Source organism: Pseudomonas nabeulensis (genome assembly GCF_004682045.1).
GTDB classification, from domain to species: Bacteria; Pseudomonadota; Gammaproteobacteria; order Pseudomonadales; family Pseudomonadaceae; genus Aquipseudomonas; species Aquipseudomonas nabeulensis.
The window spans coordinates 1-17148 of sequence record NZ_QUZT01000071.1 but is presented as its reverse complement, the minus strand read 5'-3'; the positions used below and the strand labels follow the sequence as shown (position 1 = coordinate 17148).

General features: G+C 59.6%; 16 protein-coding genes. 14 read left to right on the top strand and 2 right to left on the bottom strand.

Annotation, left to right across the window (positions count from 1 at the left end):
* Positions 1-116 precede the first annotated feature (116 nt).
* The 7 genes from DYL61_RS26355 (at position 117) to DYL61_RS26325 (ending at position 5685) form a co-directional block, all read left to right on the top strand.
* Positions 117-755, top strand: a complete 639-nt coding sequence (locus DYL61_RS26355; protein ID WP_135310769.1) for a peroxiredoxin — start codon at positions 117-119, stop codon at positions 753-755.
* Positions 756-1010: 255 nt separating this feature from the next.
* On the top strand, positions 1011-1604 hold the full coding sequence (gene ssuE, locus DYL61_RS26350; protein ID WP_135290688.1) for an NADPH-dependent FMN reductase: 594 nt from the start codon (positions 1011-1013) through the stop codon (positions 1602-1604).
* Between the two features lie 94 nt (positions 1605-1698).
* Positions 1699-2667 (top strand): sulfonate ABC transporter substrate-binding protein, encoded by a 969-nt coding sequence (locus tag DYL61_RS26345; protein WP_135310768.1) that lies wholly within the window; start codon positions 1699-1701, stop codon positions 2665-2667.
* 25 nt (positions 2668-2692) lie between these two features.
* Positions 2693-3841 carry an FMNH2-dependent alkanesulfonate monooxygenase gene (ssuD, locus tag DYL61_RS26340; RefSeq protein WP_105697215.1) on the top strand — a complete coding sequence of 383 codons (1149 nt, stop codon included), beginning with the start codon at positions 2693-2695 and terminating at the stop codon, positions 3839-3841.
* An 8-nt stretch (positions 3842-3849) separates the two neighbouring features.
* The gene (ssuC, locus tag DYL61_RS26335) at positions 3850-4638 is read left to right on the top strand and encodes an aliphatic sulfonate ABC transporter permease SsuC (RefSeq protein ID WP_135310767.1); all 789 of its coding nucleotides are present in this window, start codon (positions 3850-3852) and stop codon (positions 4636-4638) included.
* A complete protein-coding gene (gene ssuB, locus DYL61_RS26330) occupies positions 4635-5441 on the top strand; it encodes an aliphatic sulfonates ABC transporter ATP-binding protein (protein WP_105697213.1) in 807 nt (268 codons plus the stop codon). The genes ssuC and ssuB overlap by 4 nt, the downstream gene beginning before the upstream one ends.
* Before the next feature lie 28 nt (positions 5442-5469).
* Complete coding sequence (locus DYL61_RS26325) at positions 5470-5685, top strand: TOBE domain-containing protein (RefSeq protein WP_003213899.1); 216 nt, start codon at positions 5470-5472, stop codon at positions 5683-5685.
* Positions 5686-5799: 114 nt separating this feature from the next.
* On the opposite strand, the gene DYL61_RS26320 is transcribed toward DYL61_RS26325, so the two are convergent.
* Together DYL61_RS26320 and DYL61_RS26315 are read right to left on the bottom strand one after the other, a co-directional pair.
* Positions 5800-6429: a TetR/AcrR family transcriptional regulator gene (locus DYL61_RS26320; protein ID WP_135310766.1), complete on the bottom strand. Its 630-nt coding sequence runs from the start codon at positions 6427-6429 to the stop codon at positions 5800-5802.
* A 230-nt stretch (positions 6430-6659) separates the two neighbouring features.
* Positions 6660-8036 (bottom strand): glutamine synthetase family protein, encoded by a 1377-nt coding sequence (locus DYL61_RS26315; RefSeq protein ID WP_105697211.1) that lies wholly within the window; start codon positions 8034-8036, stop codon positions 6660-6662.
* 609 nt (positions 8037-8645) lie between these two features.
* Here DYL61_RS26315 and DYL61_RS26310 point away from each other — a divergent pair.
* From DYL61_RS26310 to DYL61_RS26280, 7 genes are all read left to right on the top strand, one after another.
* Positions 8646-10004 (top strand): glutamine synthetase family protein, encoded by a 1359-nt coding sequence (locus DYL61_RS26310; protein ID WP_135310765.1) that lies wholly within the window; start codon positions 8646-8648, stop codon positions 10002-10004.
* A 58-nt stretch (positions 10005-10062) separates the two neighbouring features.
* Complete coding sequence (locus DYL61_RS26305) at positions 10063-11427, top strand: aspartate aminotransferase family protein (protein ID WP_135310764.1); 1365 nt, start codon at positions 10063-10065, stop codon at positions 11425-11427.
* Between the two features lie 196 nt (positions 11428-11623).
* Positions 11624-12718, top strand: coding sequence for a polyamine ABC transporter substrate-binding protein (locus DYL61_RS26300; protein WP_135310781.1), 1095 nt, complete (start codon positions 11624-11626; stop codon positions 12716-12718).
* 241 nt (positions 12719-12959) lie between these two features.
* Positions 12960-14054 (top strand): polyamine ABC transporter substrate-binding protein, encoded by a 1095-nt coding sequence (locus DYL61_RS26295; protein WP_135310763.1) that lies wholly within the window; start codon positions 12960-12962, stop codon positions 14052-14054.
* Positions 14055-14119: 65 nt separating this feature from the next.
* Positions 14120-15262 (top strand): ABC transporter ATP-binding protein, encoded by a 1143-nt coding sequence (locus DYL61_RS26290; RefSeq protein WP_105697208.1) that lies wholly within the window; start codon positions 14120-14122, stop codon positions 15260-15262.
* Positions 15259-16179: an ABC transporter permease subunit gene (locus DYL61_RS26285; RefSeq protein WP_105697207.1), complete on the top strand. Its 921-nt coding sequence runs from the start codon at positions 15259-15261 to the stop codon at positions 16177-16179. The genes DYL61_RS26290 and DYL61_RS26285 overlap by 4 nt, the downstream gene beginning before the upstream one ends.
* Positions 16176-17060 carry an ABC transporter permease subunit gene (locus tag DYL61_RS26280; protein WP_135310762.1) on the top strand — a complete coding sequence of 295 codons (885 nt, stop codon included), beginning with the start codon at positions 16176-16178 and terminating at the stop codon, positions 17058-17060. The genes DYL61_RS26285 and DYL61_RS26280 overlap by 4 nt, the downstream gene beginning before the upstream one ends.
* Positions 17061-17148: the final 88 nt, after the last annotated feature.

The following is a 17148-nucleotide window of genomic DNA, read 5'->3' as shown; positions in this document are numbered from 1 at the left end:
CAATGAACACATTTTTAATATTCCTATATCGTCTAGATAAATCGATATTTATTCTTTTTAAATAATCAAGATTCCATGCACAGTGGGCTCCATAAGCACTCACCAGGAGCCACACCATGAGCCTAAGACTGGGCGATATCGCCCCCGACTTCGAACAGGATTCCAGCGCCGGCAAGATTCGTTTCCACGAATGGCTGGGCGATAGCTGGGGTGTGCTGTTTTCCCACCCGGCGGACTTCACCCCGGTGTGCACCACGGAGCTGGGCTTCACCGCCAAGCTCAAGGACGAATTCGCCAAGCGTGGCGTCAAGGCCATCGCCCTGTCGGTCGACCCGGTGGACTCGCACCACAAGTGGATCGAAGACATCAACGAAACCCAGAACACCATCGTCAACTTCCCGATCCTGGCCGATGCCGACCGCAAAGTGTCGGACCTCTACGACCTGATTCACCCGAACGCCAGTGACACCCTCACCGTGCGCTCGTTGTTCGTGATCGACCCGAACAAAAAAATTCGCCTGACCATCACGTACCCGGCCAGCACTGGCCGCAACTTCCACGAAATCCTGCGGGTCATCGACTCGTTGCAGCTGACCGACAATCACAAGGTCGCCACCCCCGCCAACTGGCAGGACGGTGATGAAGTGGTGATCGTGCCGTCGCTCAAGGATGAGGAAGAGATCAAGCAGCGCTTTCCGAAGGGTTACCGTGCAGTGAAGCCCTACCTGCGCCTGACCCCACAACCCAACCGCTAACGCAGGACCCATGTGGGAGGGGGCAAGCCCCCTCCCACAGTTTGATCGCATTTCAACGTTCACATAGCAGGGGTTTTCAGGCCGTTTTCACGGCCTTTTTTTTCGCCCGGCGATTAATAATCTGCATATGCATTTTAAGAATAAACACATGAAAAAATAAGATTTAAAGATATATAAATCTGCTGATAAGGTCTGTTCCATCTTGGCGCCATCGCCACACAGCGAACCGCCGGCACTTGCTCAAGGAATTCCTGCATGTTGGTCGTAACACTTGGAGGCAGTCCCAGCCAGCGTTCCCGCTCCGGGGTGCTGCTGGAAAAAACCCGTCAGTGGTTGCAAGACAAAGGTGTGGAGGTGGTGAGTTACCAGATACGGGACTTCCCGGCTGAGGACTTGCTGCACGCGCGCTTCGACAGCCCCAAGGTCATCGACCTCTTGCAACAAGTGGCGAACGCCGATGGCCTGGTGATCGCCACGCCGGTGTACAAGGCGTCGTTCTCCGGCGCGCTGAAGACCGTGCTGGACCTGCTGCCCGAGCGCGCCCTGGCCCACAAGATCGTGTTGCCGATGGCCACCGGTGGCAGCATCGCCCACATGCTGGCGGTGGACTACGCCTTGAAGCCCGTGTTGTCGGCGCTAAAGGCCCAGGAATTGCTCCACGGCATTTTTGCCGAAGACAGCCAGATCGCCTACGGCGAAGGCAGCGCCCAGGCGCAGCTGGTGCCGGTACTTGAACACCGTTTGCATGAGGCCCTGGAAACGCTTTACGGCGCCATGGCCCGTCGCCCCAAACCGCTGGACCCCAATGTGTTGAATGAACGTCTGTTGAGTGCTCGCTGGAGCATTTAAGCCTCACCGAAACATAGATGTACTCACCTTACTCAGCCGCCAACGGCCAAGCAGGTGCAGCCAACCCCCCATCGCATTATTTGGAGAGAGCGCCATGCGCACTGTCATCTTGCGTCGTGGTCTGGTCGCACTGTTTGCTGCGGCTGTGTCCTTCGGCGCCATTGTTCAAGCTCAAGCGGCCGAGACCTTGCGGATCGGTTATCAGAAGTACGGCACCCTGGTGCTGCTCAAGGCCAAGGGTACGCTGGAGAAGCGTTTGGCGGCCCAGGGCGTGAACGTGCAGTGGACCGAGTTCCCTGGCGGCCCACAGCTGCTGGAGGGCCTGAACGTCGGTTCCATCGACTTTGGCGTCACCGGCGAAACCCCACCTGTGTTCGCCCAGGCAGCCGGTGCCGACCTGCTCTACGTCGCCTACGAGCCGCCAGCGCCGACCAGCGAAGCGATCCTGGTGCCGAAAGATTCGCCAATCAAATCCGTGGCTGAGCTCAAGGGCAAGAAAGTCGTGCTCAACAAGGGCTCCAACGTGCACTACCTGCTGGTACGTGCGCTGGAAGATGCCGGCCTGAAATACACCGACATCCAGACCGTATTCCTGCCGCCCGCCGATGCCCGTGCCGCGTTCGAGCGTGGCAGCGTGGATGCCTGGGTCATCTGGGACCCGTACCAGGCCGCCGCCGAGAAACAGCTGCAAGCCCGCACCCTGCGTGACGGCACCGGTATCGCCGACAACCATCAGTTCTACCTGGCCACCAAACCCTATGCCGAGAAGCATCCGGAAGTGATCAAGGCCTTGGTGGAAGAAGTGCGCGCCGTGGGCGAATGGTCCAAGGCCAACCCCCAGGAAGTCACCGAGCAAGTCGCACCGCTGCTCGGCCTGCCGGCGGACATCACCCTGACCTCGGTGAAGCGCCAGGGCTATGGCGCGCTGTTCCTGACCCCGGAAGTGGTCGCCGCCCAACAGAAAATTGCCGACACCTTCTACCAACTCAAATTGATCCCGAAACCCTTGAGCATCAAGGACGTGATCTGGACTCCACCCGCCGCCGTTGCCAAAGCGCCGTAATCCGACTTCTTCAGGAGACAACTCCATGAGCCTCAATATTTTCTGGTTTCTGCCCACTCACGGCGACGGCCATTACCTTGGCACCGCCGAAGGCGCTCGCGCCGTTGATCACGGTTATCTGCAACAAGTGGCCCAGGCCGCTGATCGCCTGGGCTTCGGCGGGGTACTGATCCCCACCGGTCGCTCCTGCGAAGACTCGTGGTTGGTGGCCGCGTCGCTGATCCCGGTGACCCAGCGTTTGAAATTCCTTGTCGCCCTGCGCCCCGGGATCATTTCCCCGACGGTGGCCGCGCGGCAGGCTGCGACCCTGGACCGTTTGTCCGGCGGTCGCGCGTTGTTCAACCTGGTGACCGGCGGTGACCCGGAAGAATTGGCTGGCGACGGTTTGTTCCTGAGCCACGAAGAGCGCTACCAGGCCTCGGTGGAATTCACCCGCATCTGGCGCCGTGTGCTGGAAGGCGAAACCGTGGACTACGACGGCGAGCACATCAGCGTCAAAGGCGCCAAATTGCTCTACCCGCCGATCCAGCAACCGCGCCCACCGTTGTACTTCGGTGGTTCCTCCGAAGCGGCCCAGGACCTGGCTGCCGAACAAGTGGAAATGGTGCTGACCTGGGGCGAGCCGCCTGCGGCTGTCGCGGAAAAAATCGAACAGGTTCGGGCCAAGGCCGCGAAGCTGGGGCGCACCGTGCGCTTCGGCATTCGCTTGCATGTGATCGTGCGCGAAACCAACGAAGAGGCGTGGAAAGCCGCCGACAAACTGATCTCCCATCTGGACGACGACACCATCACCCGTGCCCAGGCCTCCCTGGCGCGCTTTGATTCGGTCGGTCAGCAACGCATGGCCGCCTTGCACGGCGGCAACCGCGACAACCTGGAAGTCAGCCCCAACCTGTGGGCCGGCGTCGGCCTGGTGCGTGGCGGTGCCGGCACGGCGCTGGTGGGCGATGGCCCGACCGTGGCCGAGCGCGTAAAGGAATACGCAGCGCTGGGCATCGACACCTTTATCTTTTCCGGTTATCCGCATCTGGAAGAGTCGTATCGGGTCGCTGAACTGCTGTTCCCACACCTGGATATCGAACGTCCCGAGCTGCCGAAAAGCGCCGGTTACGTGAGCCCGTTCGGCGAGATGGTTGCCAACGACATCCTTCCCAAAGCTGCGTCGGCGAACTGAGGCAGCCCATGGACTATGAAAAACTGAGCCATCGCGTGGCGCCCTGGGTGCTGCCGATTTTATTGCTGGCGGTGTGGCAGTTGTCGGTGTCGGCGGGTTGGTTGTCGACGCGCATTTTGCCGGCGCCGAGCGCGGTGATTGAGGCGGGCGTCAATCTGGTCGCAAGCGGCGAGATCTGGACGCACCTGGCGATCAGCGGCTGGCGTGCGGGCCTTGGGTTCGTGATCGGTGGCAGCATCGGTTTGGCCCTGGGCTTTATCACTGGCCTGTCCACATGGGGCGAGCGCCTGCTGGACAGTTCGGTGCAGATGATCCGCAACGTGCCGCACCTGGCGCTGATCCCGCTGGTGATCCTGTGGTTCGGCATCGACGAGACGGCGAAGATCTTCCTGGTCGCCCTCGGCACGCTGTTCCCGATCTACCTGAACACTTACCACGGCATCCGCAACGTCGACCCGGCGCTGGTGGAAATGTCGCGCAGCTACGGCTTGTCCGGGTTCAGCCTGTTCCGCCAGGTGATCCTGCCGGGCGCGCTGCCGTCGATCCTGGTGGGGGTGCGTTTTGCCCTGGGCTTTATGTGGCTGACGCTGATCGTGGCGGAAACCATTTCGGCCAGCTCCGGCATCGGCTACCTGGCAATGAACGCCCGTGAATTCCTGCAAACCGACGTGGTGGTCTTGGCCATCGTCATGTACGCCATCCTCGGCAAGCTGGCCGATCTGGCCGCCCGTGGCCTGGAGCGTGTGTGGCTGCGCTGGCACCCGGCGTATCAAGTAAATAAAGGAGGTGCGGCATGACAGCTCAACAACCCCCGCGCCTGCTCAAAGGTATTCCCCTGGCCGTGCGCAAATTGCGCAAAGCCTTTGGCGCCCGTGAAGTACTCAAGGACATTGACCTGCATATTCCGGCGGGCCAGTTTGTGGCCGTGGTCGGTCGCAGCGGTTGCGGCAAAAGCACCTTGCTGCGCCTGCTGGCCGGCCTCGACAAAGCCAGCGGCGGCGAACTGCTGGCCGGTTCCGCACCGCTGAGCGAAGCGATTGAAGACACGCGGTTGATGTTCCAGGAGGCGCGCCTGCTGCCGTGGAAAAAGATCATCGACAACGTGGGCCTGGGCCTCAAAGGCAACTGGCGCCCCAAAGCGCTGGAAGCCCTGGAAGCGGTCGGCCTGGCCGAGCGGGCCAATGAATGGCCAGCGGCGCTGTCCGGTGGCCAGAAGCAACGCGTGGCCCTGGCCCGTGCGCTGATCCACCAGCCGCGCCTGCTGCTGCTTGACGAGCCGTTGGGCGCCCTGGATGCCCTGACCCGTATCGAGATGCAGCAACTGATCGAAAACCTCTGGCAAAAGCACGGCTTCACCGTGTTGCTGGTGACCCACGACGTCAGCGAAGCCGTGGCGATTGCCGACCGGGTCATCCTGATCGAAGACGGCGAAATCGGCCTCGACCTGCACGTCGAGCTGCCACGCCCTCGGGTACGTGGCTCGCACCGCCTGGCCGCGCTGGAAGCCGAAGTCCTCAACCGTGTGTTGTCGCTGCCCGGCACGCCGCCGGAACCTGAACCTGTTTCACCGCTGCCTACGCAATTGCGTTGGGCTCAATAACTCACTTGTCCCATGAAGAGAGAACAACATGACTATTAAAGCCATCAACGTGCGTAACCAGTTCAAAGGCACCATCAAGGAAATCGTCGAAGGCGACGTGCTGTCGGAAATCGACGTGCAGACTGCGTCGGGCATCGTGACGTCGGTGATCACCACGCGCTCGGTCAAAGAGCTGGAATTGGTGATTGGCAGTGAAGTGATTGCGTTTGTGAAATCGACTGAGGTGTCGATCGCTAAATTGTGATTGCCCTTGAGGACGCCATCGGGGGCAAGCCCCCTCCCACTTTTGAACTGTGAATACATTCAAAATGTGGGTGGGGGCTTGCCCCCGATGAGGCCCACCCAGCCACCACAAAACTCAACGCTTGGGCAAATACGTCGGTAAATAGAGCCCGACGTAAGCATCAAACACCCGCATCCCTTCCTCCGCCATCCGCGGCGTGATCAGCCCATGCTGATGCACTGAACGCGCATACACGCGATCGCTCAACTCCAGCGCCAACGCAAACACATCCACATCGCTTGGCAGTGTCGGCACTTCAAAGTGGCGGTTGAACACAGCCAGCATCAGATCACCCAGTTCCAGGTCATGCTGACGATCCGCCTGAGTCACTTCGGTCAGCCCATGCTGGGCCAGGATCAACTGGCGGGCGGCGGCGTCCTGTTCATAAATGGTGAGCATGCGTTGTTCGACGATGCAGGACAGGTCCCGCCAGTGCTTGAGTGATTCATGCTCGATAGGCGCCTGGATGGCTGCGCGGAACGCCGCGTGTACATCGGCCGTCAGCGCTTCCAGCAAGGCCGGCACACTGGCGAAAAAGTGATACACCGACGACGGTGGAATCTGCGCCCGCTCGGCCACGCTGTAGATCGACAAACTCGCCACGCCTTCGGCGGCCAGCAAGGTGCGGGCGGCATCGAGGATCGCGTCGATCCTGGCCTGGCTGCGGGCGCGGGGTTTGCGAGGGGCGGCGGAGCGGGTGGTCATGGAAGTCTCCTACAAGGCAGGGGGCATTGTATGAGCAGGAACCAGCGTTGTCTGCCAGACCGCCATCGGGAGCAAGCCCCCTCCCACATTTGACTGCATTCCAAAGTTGGAACTCGGTCAAATGTGGGAGGGGGCTTGCTCCCGATAAGGTCAACTCGGTCTCCCGGAAGAAACCCACAAAAAAACGCCCCAGACCAAAAGCCTGAGGCGTTTTTTATTGCAACCACCGTTTAGACGGTATGCAGATACCAGTTGTACTCAAGGTCAGAGATGGAATGCTCAAACTCTTCCAGCTCACTTTCCTTACAGGCGACGAAGATATCGATGTATTTAGGATCGATGTACTTGGCCATCACCTCGCTGTCGTCCAACTCGCGCAGGGCGTCGCGCAGGTTGTTCGGCAGGCTCTGTTCGTTCTGCTCGTAGCTGTTGCCTTCCACCGGCGCATTTGGCTCGATCTTGTTGGTCAGGCCGTGATGCACGCCTGCCAGTACCGAGGCCATCAGCAAGTAAGGGTTGGCATCGGCACCGGCCACGCGGTGTTCGATACGTACGGAGTCGGCCGAGCCGGTCGGTACGCGAAGCGCCACGGTGCGGTTATCCAGGCCCCAGCACGGCGAGTTCGGCACGTAGAACTGTGCGCCGAAACGACGGTAGGAGTTGACGTTGGGGCACAGGAACGCCATTTGGGCGGGTAGGGTCTCGAGCACACCGCCGATTGCGTGACGCAATGCGGCGTTCTGCTCGGGATCCTCACTGGCAAAGATGTTCTTGCCGTCTTTGTCCAGGATCGAAATGTGCACGTGCAAACCGTTGCCTGCCTGGCCTGGGTAAGGCTTGGCCATGAAGGTGGTGTCCATCTCATGGTCGTAGGCGATGTTCTTGATCAGGCGCTTGAGCAGTACCGCGTAGTCGCAGGCCTTGATCGGGTCGGCGACGTGGTGCAGGTTCACTTCGAACTGCGCCGGGGCACTTTCCTTCACGATGGCGTCGGCGGGGATGCCTTGCTCTTTGGCACCTTCCAGGATGTCCTGGAGGCAGTCGACGTATTCGTCGAGGTCGTCGATCAGGTAGACCTGTGTCGAGTGCGGGCGTTTGCCGGAGATCGGCGAGCGGGGCGGTTGTGGGCGGCCGTTCACGTTCTCCTGGTCGATCAGGTAGAACTCAAGCTCGAAGGCGGCGCAGATGGTCAGACCGAGGTCGTCAAATTTGCTTACAACTTGGCGGAGCACTTCGCGCGGATCGGCGAAGAAAGGTTCACCTTCCAGTTCGTGCATGGTCATCAGCAGTTGCGCGGTAGGGCGCTTTTGCCAGGGTTCATTGCACAGGGTGTCGGGGATGGGATAACAGATTCGGTCAGCATCACCGATGTCCAGGCCCAGGCCGGTGCTTTCCACCGTCGAGCCGTTGATATCCAGGGCAAATAAAGAGGCAGGCAGGTTAATGCCCTTCTCGTAAACCTTGTGGAGGCTGGTACGTTCAATGCGCTTGCCGCGCACCACACCATTCATATCCGCAATTAGAAGGTCTACGTACAGAACCTCAGGATGATCCTTAAGGAACGCGTTCGCTTCGTTAAGCTGAACGGCACGCGGGGGTACCGACATGATGCAACACCTTTGTTGTTAAAAATATCAATCATTGATCTTTTCTGGTTTCAGTCAACCCGAACGGCATGCCGAAGTCAAGCAAGGCCTTTTTTGCCCTAAAAAAGCGCTGCAACGGCATTTTTGGGGCTTTTTGGGGCGATTTTTCCGCTGTAAACGCTGTAGGACTCGCGGGCTTGAGCGGGCCGTGTTGTATTTTTTACGGGGGTGTTGTGTAAAAAAATGAACAAGGCTAAGCTCGATTCAAACCCATAACAGCAATAATACCGGGGTGCTTCATGTGTCGCCTGCCTCCACTTGGCGTCGTTGCCTGCTTCAGACAGGCCTGTTCCAGCGTCCCAACCTCCTGTGTCCCAGCGGGTGCTGCGGTCAATATTCTTGACGCTTCAGCCACCGGCCTCTTGATCACCTCGCCACTCCCATGCCTGCTCGAAGACGCTCACCTGCCCAGGTGCCGCTCATGATTCTGCACGGCTTTTGCTTGAGTAATACAACACCACCACAAATGGCAGGTAAGCTCCTACCCTGAACGAAAAAAACGACGCGGATGCTGCGTCAACCAACGCCTGGCCTTTAATGGATGCCAGGAAACCCAGCCCAGAGGCATTTATGAGTAACAACCTCGACCAGCTCACCGATTGGTTGAAAGACCACAAGATCACAGAAGTCGAATGCATGATTGGCGACCTCACGGGTATCACCCGTGGCAAGATCTCGCCGACCAACAAGTTCATCGCCGAAAAAGGCATGCGCCTGCCCGAGAGCGTTCTGTTGCAGACCGTGACCGGCGACTATGTCGAAGACGACATCTATTACGAATTGCTCGACCCGGCCGACATCGACATGATCTGCCGCCCCGACCAGAACGCGGTGTACCTGGTGCCCTGGGCCATCGAGCCCACCGCCCAGGTGATCCACGACACCTACGACAAGCAAGGCAACCCCATCGAGCTGTCGCCGCGCAACGTACTCAAGAAAGTCCTCAAGCTCTATGCCGACAAAGGCTGGCAGCCCATCGTGGCGCCGGAGATGGAGTTCTACCTGACCAAGCGCTGCGAAGACCCGGACTTCCCGCTGCAACCGCCGATTGGCCGTTCCGGGCGCCCGGAGACCGGTCGCCAGTCCTTCTCTATAGAAGCCGCCAACGAATTCGATCCGTTGTTCGAAGACGTCTACGACTGGTGCGAACTGCAGGAGCTGGACCTCGATACCCTGATCCACGAAGACGGCACTGCGCAGATGGAAATCAACTTCCGTCACGGCGATGCGCTGTCCCTGGCCGATCAGATCCTGGTGTTCAAGCGCACCATGCGTGAAGCCGCCCTCAAGCACGACGTGGCCGCCACCTTCATGGCCAAGCCGATGACCGGCGAGCCGGGCAGCGCAATGCACCTGCACCAGAGCATCATCGACATCGCCACCGGCAAGAACGTCTTCTCCAATGAAGACGGGACCATGAGCCAGCTGTTCCTCAACCACATTGGCGGCCTGCAGAAGTTCATCCCTGAATTGCTGCCGCTGTTTGCCCCCAACGTGAACTCGTTCCGTCGCTTCCTGCCCGACACTTCGGCGCCGGTGAACGTGGAGTGGGGCGAAGAAAACCGCACCGTCGGCCTGCGTGTACCGGATGCCGGCCCGCAGAACCGCCGCGTGGAAAACCGCCTGCCGGGTGCCGATGCCAACCCGTACCTGGCGATTGCCGCCAGTTTGCTGTGTGGCTTTATCGGCATGGTCGAAGGCCATAACCCGAGCGCACCGGTGGTGGGTCGAGGTTACGAGCGACGCAACCTGCGCCTGCCGTTGACCATCGAAGACGCCCTGGAACGCATGGAAAACAGCAAGACCATCGAGAAATACCTGGGTCAGAAATTCATCACAGGCTACGTCGCGGTCAAGCGGGCCGAGCATGAAAACTTCAAGCGCGTGATCAGTTCGTGGGAGCGGGAATTCCTGCTCTTCGCCGTCTGATGCGCCGGGCGCACGGGGCAACCCGCGCGCCCTTCACTGAAAAGTCTAGGAGTTTGGTATGTCCAGCAACAACCCGCAAACCCGTGAATGGCAAGCCTTGAGCAGTGATCACCACCTGGCGCCGTTCAGCGACTTCAAGCAATTGAAAGAGAAAGGCCCACGCATCATTACCAAAGCCCACGGCGTCTACCTGTGGGACAGCGAAGGCAACAAGATCCTCGACGGCATGGCCGGCCTGTGGTGCGTGGCGATCGGTTACGGTCGCGATGAACTGGCCGACGCCGCCGCCAAGCAGATGAAAGAACTGCCGTACTACAACCTGTTCTTCCAGACCGCTCACCCGCCGGTATTGGAACTGGCCAAGGCCATCTCCGATATCGCACCCGCCGGCATGAACCACGTGTTCTTCACCGGTTCCGGCTCCGAAGGCAACGACACCATGTTGCGCATGGTCCGCCACTACTGGGCGATCAAAGGCCAGCCGAACAAAAAAACCATCATCGCCCGCAAGAATGGCTACCACGGCTCCACCGTGGCCGGCGCCAGCCTGGGCGGCATGACGTATATGCATGAACAGGGCGATTTGCCGATCCCGGGCATCACCCACATCGCACAGCCGTACTGGTTTGGCGAAGGCGGCGACATGAGCCCGGAAGAATTCGGCGTGTGGGCGGCCAACCAGCTGGAAGAGAAAATCCTCGAACTGGGCGTGGACACCGTCGGTGCCTTTATCGCGGAGCCGATCCAGGGTGCTGGTGGCGTGATCGTGCCGCCGGCCACCTACTGGCCGCGCATCAAGGAAATCCTCGCCAAGTACGACATCCTGTTTATCGCCGATGAAGTGATCTGCGGTTTCGGCCGGACCGGTGAGTGGTTCGGTAGCGATTTCTATGACCTCAAGCCGCACATGATGACCATCGCCAAGGGCCTGACCTCGGGTTACATCCCCATGGGCGGCCTGATCGTGCGCGATGAAGTGGTGGACGTGCTCAACGAAGGCGGTGATTTCAACCACGGCTTCACCTACTCCGGCCACCCGGTGGCCGCCGCGGTGGCCCTGGAAAACATCCGCATCATGCGCGATGAAAAAATCGTCAGCCGCGTGCATGACGAAACGGCACCGTATTTGCAGAAACGTCTGAGGGAACTGGCTGATCATCCGCTGGTGGGCGAAGTTCGCGGTGTGGGCATGCTGGGGGCGATTGAGCTGGTGCAGGACAAGGCCACGCGCAAACGTTACGAAGGCAAGGGCGCCGGCATGATCTGCCGGACGTTCTGCTTCGAGAATGGCCTGATCATGCGCGCCGTGGGCGACACCATGATCATTTCGCCGCCGCTGGTGATCAGCAAGGCCGAGATTGACGAGCTGGTAAGCAAGGCTCGCCAGTGCCTGGACCTGACTTTGGCGGCATTGCAGGGCTAAGTGCTAGGCTCAGCACGCAACGGCTTTCGGGCGCTGCGTGCTGAGCAGTTATAGATGAGGCTTTGGTTGAAAGCCGGCCTCGGAACTTGCCAGACTGTCGCCCTGTTTTGTTGCCCTTTGGCTGGGCTACTCAACATAGAACGCTTGTGGCCCAAAAAAGAAAAAATTGGAGCATCACCAAATGAAGGCATTAGGTTTGAAGAACGCTGGCAAGACCCTCCTCGCCTTGTCCCTGATGGGCGCAATGGCGGGCGCGGCCCAGGCAGACGATAAAGTCCTGCACGTCTACAACTGGTCCGACTACATTGCACCGGACACCATCGCCAACTTTGAAAAAGAGTCGGGCATCAAAGTGGTGTACGACGTTTTCGACAGCAACGAAACCCTGGAAGCCAAGTTGCTGGCAGGCAAGTCCGGTTATGACATCGTCGTACCGTCGAACAACTTCCTCGCCAAGCAGATCAAGGCCGGTGTCTACCAGGAGCTGGACAAGTCCAAGCTGTCCAACTACGACAACCTGAACAAGTCTCTGCTTAAAGCCGTGTCGGTCAGCGACCCGGACAACAAGCACGCCTTCCCGTACATGTGGGGCTCCATCGGCATCGGCTACAACCCGGAGAAGGTCAAGGCTGCGCTGGGCGTGGACAAGATCGACTCGTGGGACGTGCTGCTCAAGCCTGAAAACATCGCCAAGCTGAAAAGCTGCGGCGTGAGCTTCCTCGATTCGCCAACCGAAATGCTGCCGGTGGCGCTGCACTACCTGGGCCTGCCAACCGACACCCAGAAAAAGGCTGACCTCAAGCAAGCCGAGGACCTGTTCCTCAAGCTGCGCCCATCGATTGGCTACTTCCACTCGTCCAAGTACATCTCCGACCTGGCCAACGGCAACATCTGCGTGGCCGTGGGTTACTCGGGTGACATCGAACAAGCCAAGTCCCGCGCGGCCGAAGCCGGTGGCAAGGTCAAAGTGGCCTACGACATTCCGAAAGAAGGTGCTGGCAGCTTCTTCGACATGGTCGCCATCCCTAAAGATGCCGAAAACGTCGAGGCCGCCTACAAGTTCATGAACTACCTGCTTGAACCTAAAGTCATGGCAGAAATCACCAACGCCGTGCACTTCCCGAACGGTAACGAGAAAGCCACTGCACTGGTGGACAAATCCATCACCAGCGACCCAGGCATCTACCCGCCAGCGGACGTGCAAGCCAAGCTCTATGCTATTGCTGACTTGCCGGCTGCCACCCAGCGTGAAATGACACGCAGCTGGACCAAGATCAAATCGGGCAAGTAAGGCTGTAACCCTGTAGGAGCGAGCTTGTGTGGGAGGGGGCTTGCCCCCGATAGCGGAGTGTCAGGCACTGAATCTGTTGTTGATACACCGCCATCGGGGGCAAGCCCCCTCCCACCCCAGCTCGCTCCTACAAATTAAATGACAGAAAGTTTTGCCGGATCGGTTTATCGAGGGTAAGTTGCGCGCCGGTTTTGTTGCCGGGCAACAACTTTCAGGCCCAACTATTTAAGAGGACCTCCACTTGCCAATTTCTTTATTTCGCAAAGCCATGCTGGTGGGTGCAGGTATCACGCTGACGTTGAGCGTGCAGGCCGCACCGACGGTGCATATTTATAACTGGTCGGACTACATCGGCACCGACACCCTGGCCAACTTTGAAAAGGCCAGCGGCATCAAGCCCGTGTACGACGTGTTCGACTCCAACGAAACCCTGGAAGGCAAGTTGCTGGCCGGGCGCACCGGCTACGACGTGGTCGTGCCGTCCAACCACTTCCTCGGCAAGCAGATCAAGGCCGGGGCGTTCCAGAAACTCGACAGGTCGTTGCTGACCAACTATTCAAACCTCGACCCGGCGCTGCTTAAACGCCTGGAAAAGAACGACCCCGGCAACCAGTACTCCGTGCCGTACCTGTGGGGCACCAATGGCATCGGTTACAACGTCGACAAAGTGAAAGAAGTGCTGGGCGTCGACCATATCGACTCCTGGGCCGTGCTGTTCGAGCCGGAGAACATGAAGAAGCTCGCCACTTGCGGCGTGTCGTTCATGGACTCGGCCGATGAAATGCTCCCGGCGGTGCTCAACTACATGGGCCTGAACCCGAACAGCACCAACCCCGACGACTACAAGAAGGCCGAAGAGAAGCTGCTCAAAGTGCGGCCCTACGTGACCTATTTCCATTCGTCCAAATACATCTCCGACCTGGCCAACGGCAATATCTGCGTGGCTGCCGGGTTCTCTGGCGATGTGTTCCAGGCCAAGGCCCGTGCGGCAGAGGCCGGCAAAGGCGTGAACATCGCCTACGTGATCCCGAAAGAAGGCGGCAACCTGTGGTTTGACGTGTTGGCGATCCCCAAGGATGCGAGCAACGTCAAGGAAGCCCACGCCTTCATCAATTATTTGCTGCAACCTGAGGTGATCGCCCAGGTCAGTGACTATGTCGGTTACGCCAACCCTAACCCAGGGGCGGACAAACTGATGGAGCAATCGATACGCACCGACGAAGCGGTTTACCCACCGCAGGCGGTTCTCGACCGGACTTTTGTCAACTTCGAGCTACCCCCGAAAGTGCAGCGTTTGATGACCCGTAGCTGGACCAAGGTCAAGACGGGCAAGTAAGGCTCAAACTATCCTGGGTTCGCCCGCCTCGGGCGAACTGCACCGTTTTTTAGGGAGTTTCGTAAATGGCAGTTGCCTCCGGCGCCTATAAAAAAGCCCTCGAGGGCGACCAGACACCGAAGAAGGTGCTGGTCAAAATCGACCGGGTCACGAAGAAATTCGACGAGACGATTGCCGTGGACGACGTGTCCCTGGAAATCAAGAAAGGTGAGATCTTCGCCTTGCTCGGCGGTTCGGGTTCTGGCAAGTCCACCCTGCTGCGCATGCTCGCAGGCTTTGAGCGCCCAACCGAGGGCCGCATCTACCTGGACGGTGTGGACATCACCGACATGCCGCCCTACGAGCGGCCGATCAACATGATGTTCCAGTCCTACGCCTTGTTCCCCCACATGACCGTGGCGCAGAACATCGCGTTTGGCCTGCAACAGGACAAGATCCCCAAGGCTGAGGTCGATGCCCGCGTGGCCGAGATGCTCAAGCTGGTGCAGATGAGCCAGTACGCCAAGCGCAAGCCGCACCAGTTGTCCGGTGGTCAGCGTCAGCGTGTCGCCCTGGCCCGCTCCCTGGCCAAGCGCCCGAAACTGCTGCTGCTCGATGAGCCCATGGGCGCGCTGGACAAGAAACTGCGTTCGCAGATGCAGCTGGAACTGGTAGAGATCATCGAGCGCGTCGGCGTGACCTGCGTGATGGTGACCCACGACCAGGAAGAGGCCATGACCATGGCCGAGCGCATCGCGATCATGCACCTGGGCTGGATCGCGCAGATCGGCAGCCCGATCGACATCTACGAAACGCCTACCAGCCGCCTGGTGTGCGAGTTCATCGGCAACGTCAACATCTTCGAAACCCAGGTGGTGGACGACGCCGAAGGCCACGCGGTGCTCAAGTGCCCGGACCTGGACCGTGACATCTACGTGGGCTACGGCATCGCCACCTCGGTGGAAGACAAGTCGGTGACCTACGCCATTCGCCCGGAAAAACTTCTGGTGACGTCTGAAATGCCGACCTGCGAGCACAACTGGTCCAGCGGCAAGGTGCACGACATCGCCTACCTGGGCGGCCACTCGGTGTTCTACGTGGAACTGCCGAGCGGCAAGCTGGTGCAGTCCTTTGTCGCCAACGCCGAGCGCCGTGGCCAGCGCCCAACCTGGGGTGACCAGGTGTACGTGTGGTGGGAAGACGACAGCGGCGTGGTGCTGCGCTCATGAATACAAAAAAGCTCAAGCGCCGCTTGCAGCGCATCGTGCCCAGCGGCAAGCAGGTGGTCATCGGGATTCCGTTCCTGTGGCTGTTCCTGTTTTTCGCCCTGCCGTTTTTCATCGTCCTGAAAATCAGCTTTGCCGAAGCCGACGTGGCGATCCCGCCGTACACCGAGATCTACACCTACGTTGAGCAAAAGTTGCAGGTGGTGTTGAACCTGGCCAACTACAGCCTGCTGGCGGGCGATGAGCTGTACATCGCCGCCTACCTGGGCTCGCTGAAAATGGCGTTCTTCAGCACGCTGCTGTGCCTGTTGATCGGCTATCCGATGGCCTACGCCATTGCCACCGCGCGCAAAGAGATGCAGACCGTGCTGGTGCTGCTGATCATGATGCCGACCTGGACCGCGATCCTGATCCGCGTGTACGCGTGGATGGGCATCCTCAGCAACAACGGTTTGCTCAATGGCTTCCTGATGTCCATGGGGTTGATCAACGAACCGCTGCAGATCCTCAACACCAACATCGCGGTGTATATCGGCGTGGTGTATTCGTACCTGCCGTTCATGATCCTGCCGTTGTACGCCAACCTGGTGAAGCACGACCAGAGCCTGCTGGAAGCCGCGTCGGACCTGGGCTCGAGCACCTTCAACAGCTTCTGGAAAATCACCGTGCCGCTGTCCAAGAACGGCATCATCGCCGGCTGCATGCTGGTGTTTATCCCGGTGGTGGGCGAGTTCGTGATTCCGGAACTGCTGGGCGGCCCGGAAACCCTGATGATCGGTAAAGTGTTGTGGCAAGAGTTCTTCAACAACCGTGACTGGCCGGTGGCCTCTGCCCTGGCGGTGGTGATGCTGGCGATCCTGATCGTGCCGATCATCCTGTTCAACCGCAGCCAAGCCAAAGAGATGGAGGGCAAGATATGAAGCGCGTCAGTTTCTCAAGCTTCATGCTGGTGGCGGGGTTGCTGTTCATCTACCTGCCGATGCTGATCCTGGTGATCTACTCGTTCAACGAATCCAAGCTGGTGACGGTGTGGGGCGGTTGGTCGATCAAGTGGTACGTGGGCCTTTTGGACAACACCCAGTTGATGGGCTCGGTGATGCGCTCCCTGGAAATCGCCTGCTACACGGCGGTGGCGGCGGTAGCGCTGGGAACCTTGGCGGCCTTCGTGCTGACGCGTATCAGCCGGTTCAAGGGCCGCACGTTGTTCGGCGGCCTGGTGACGGCGCCGTTGGTGATGCCGGAAGTGATCACTGGCCTGTCGCTGTTGCTGCTGTTCGTGGCCATGGCGCAGATGATCGGCTGGCCGCAAGAGCGTGGCATTGTCACCATCTGGATCGCCCACACCACGTTCTGCGCGGCGTATGTGGCGGTGGTGGTGTCGGCGCGCTTGCGTGAGCTGGACCTGTCGATTGAAGAAGCGGCGATGGACTTGGGCGCACGGCCGTGGAAGGTGTTCTTCCTGATCACCATCCCGATGATCGCGCCGTCGTTGGCGGCGGGCGGCATGATGTCGTTCGCGCTGTCCCTCGATGACCTGGTATTGGCCAGCTTCGTATCGGGCCCCGGCTCGACCACCTTGCCGATGGAAGTGTTCTCGGCGGTGCGCCTTGGGGTCAAACCCGAGATCAACGCCGTGGCCAGCCTGATTCTGTTGGCGGTGTCGCTGGTGACGTTCCTGGTGTGGTTCTTCAGCCGTCGTGCCGAAGAAATGCGCAAGAAGGCCATCCAGCAAGCCATCGAAGAAGCGGCGGCGGATGGTTGGCAGCAGCCGGATAAGCGCCGGGCGGCTGCACCGGTCTAAAGACTGGTGTGATCAAAATGTGGGAGGGGGCTTGCCCCCGATAGCGGTGTGTCAGTCAGCACATCTGACACTGATACACCGCTATCGG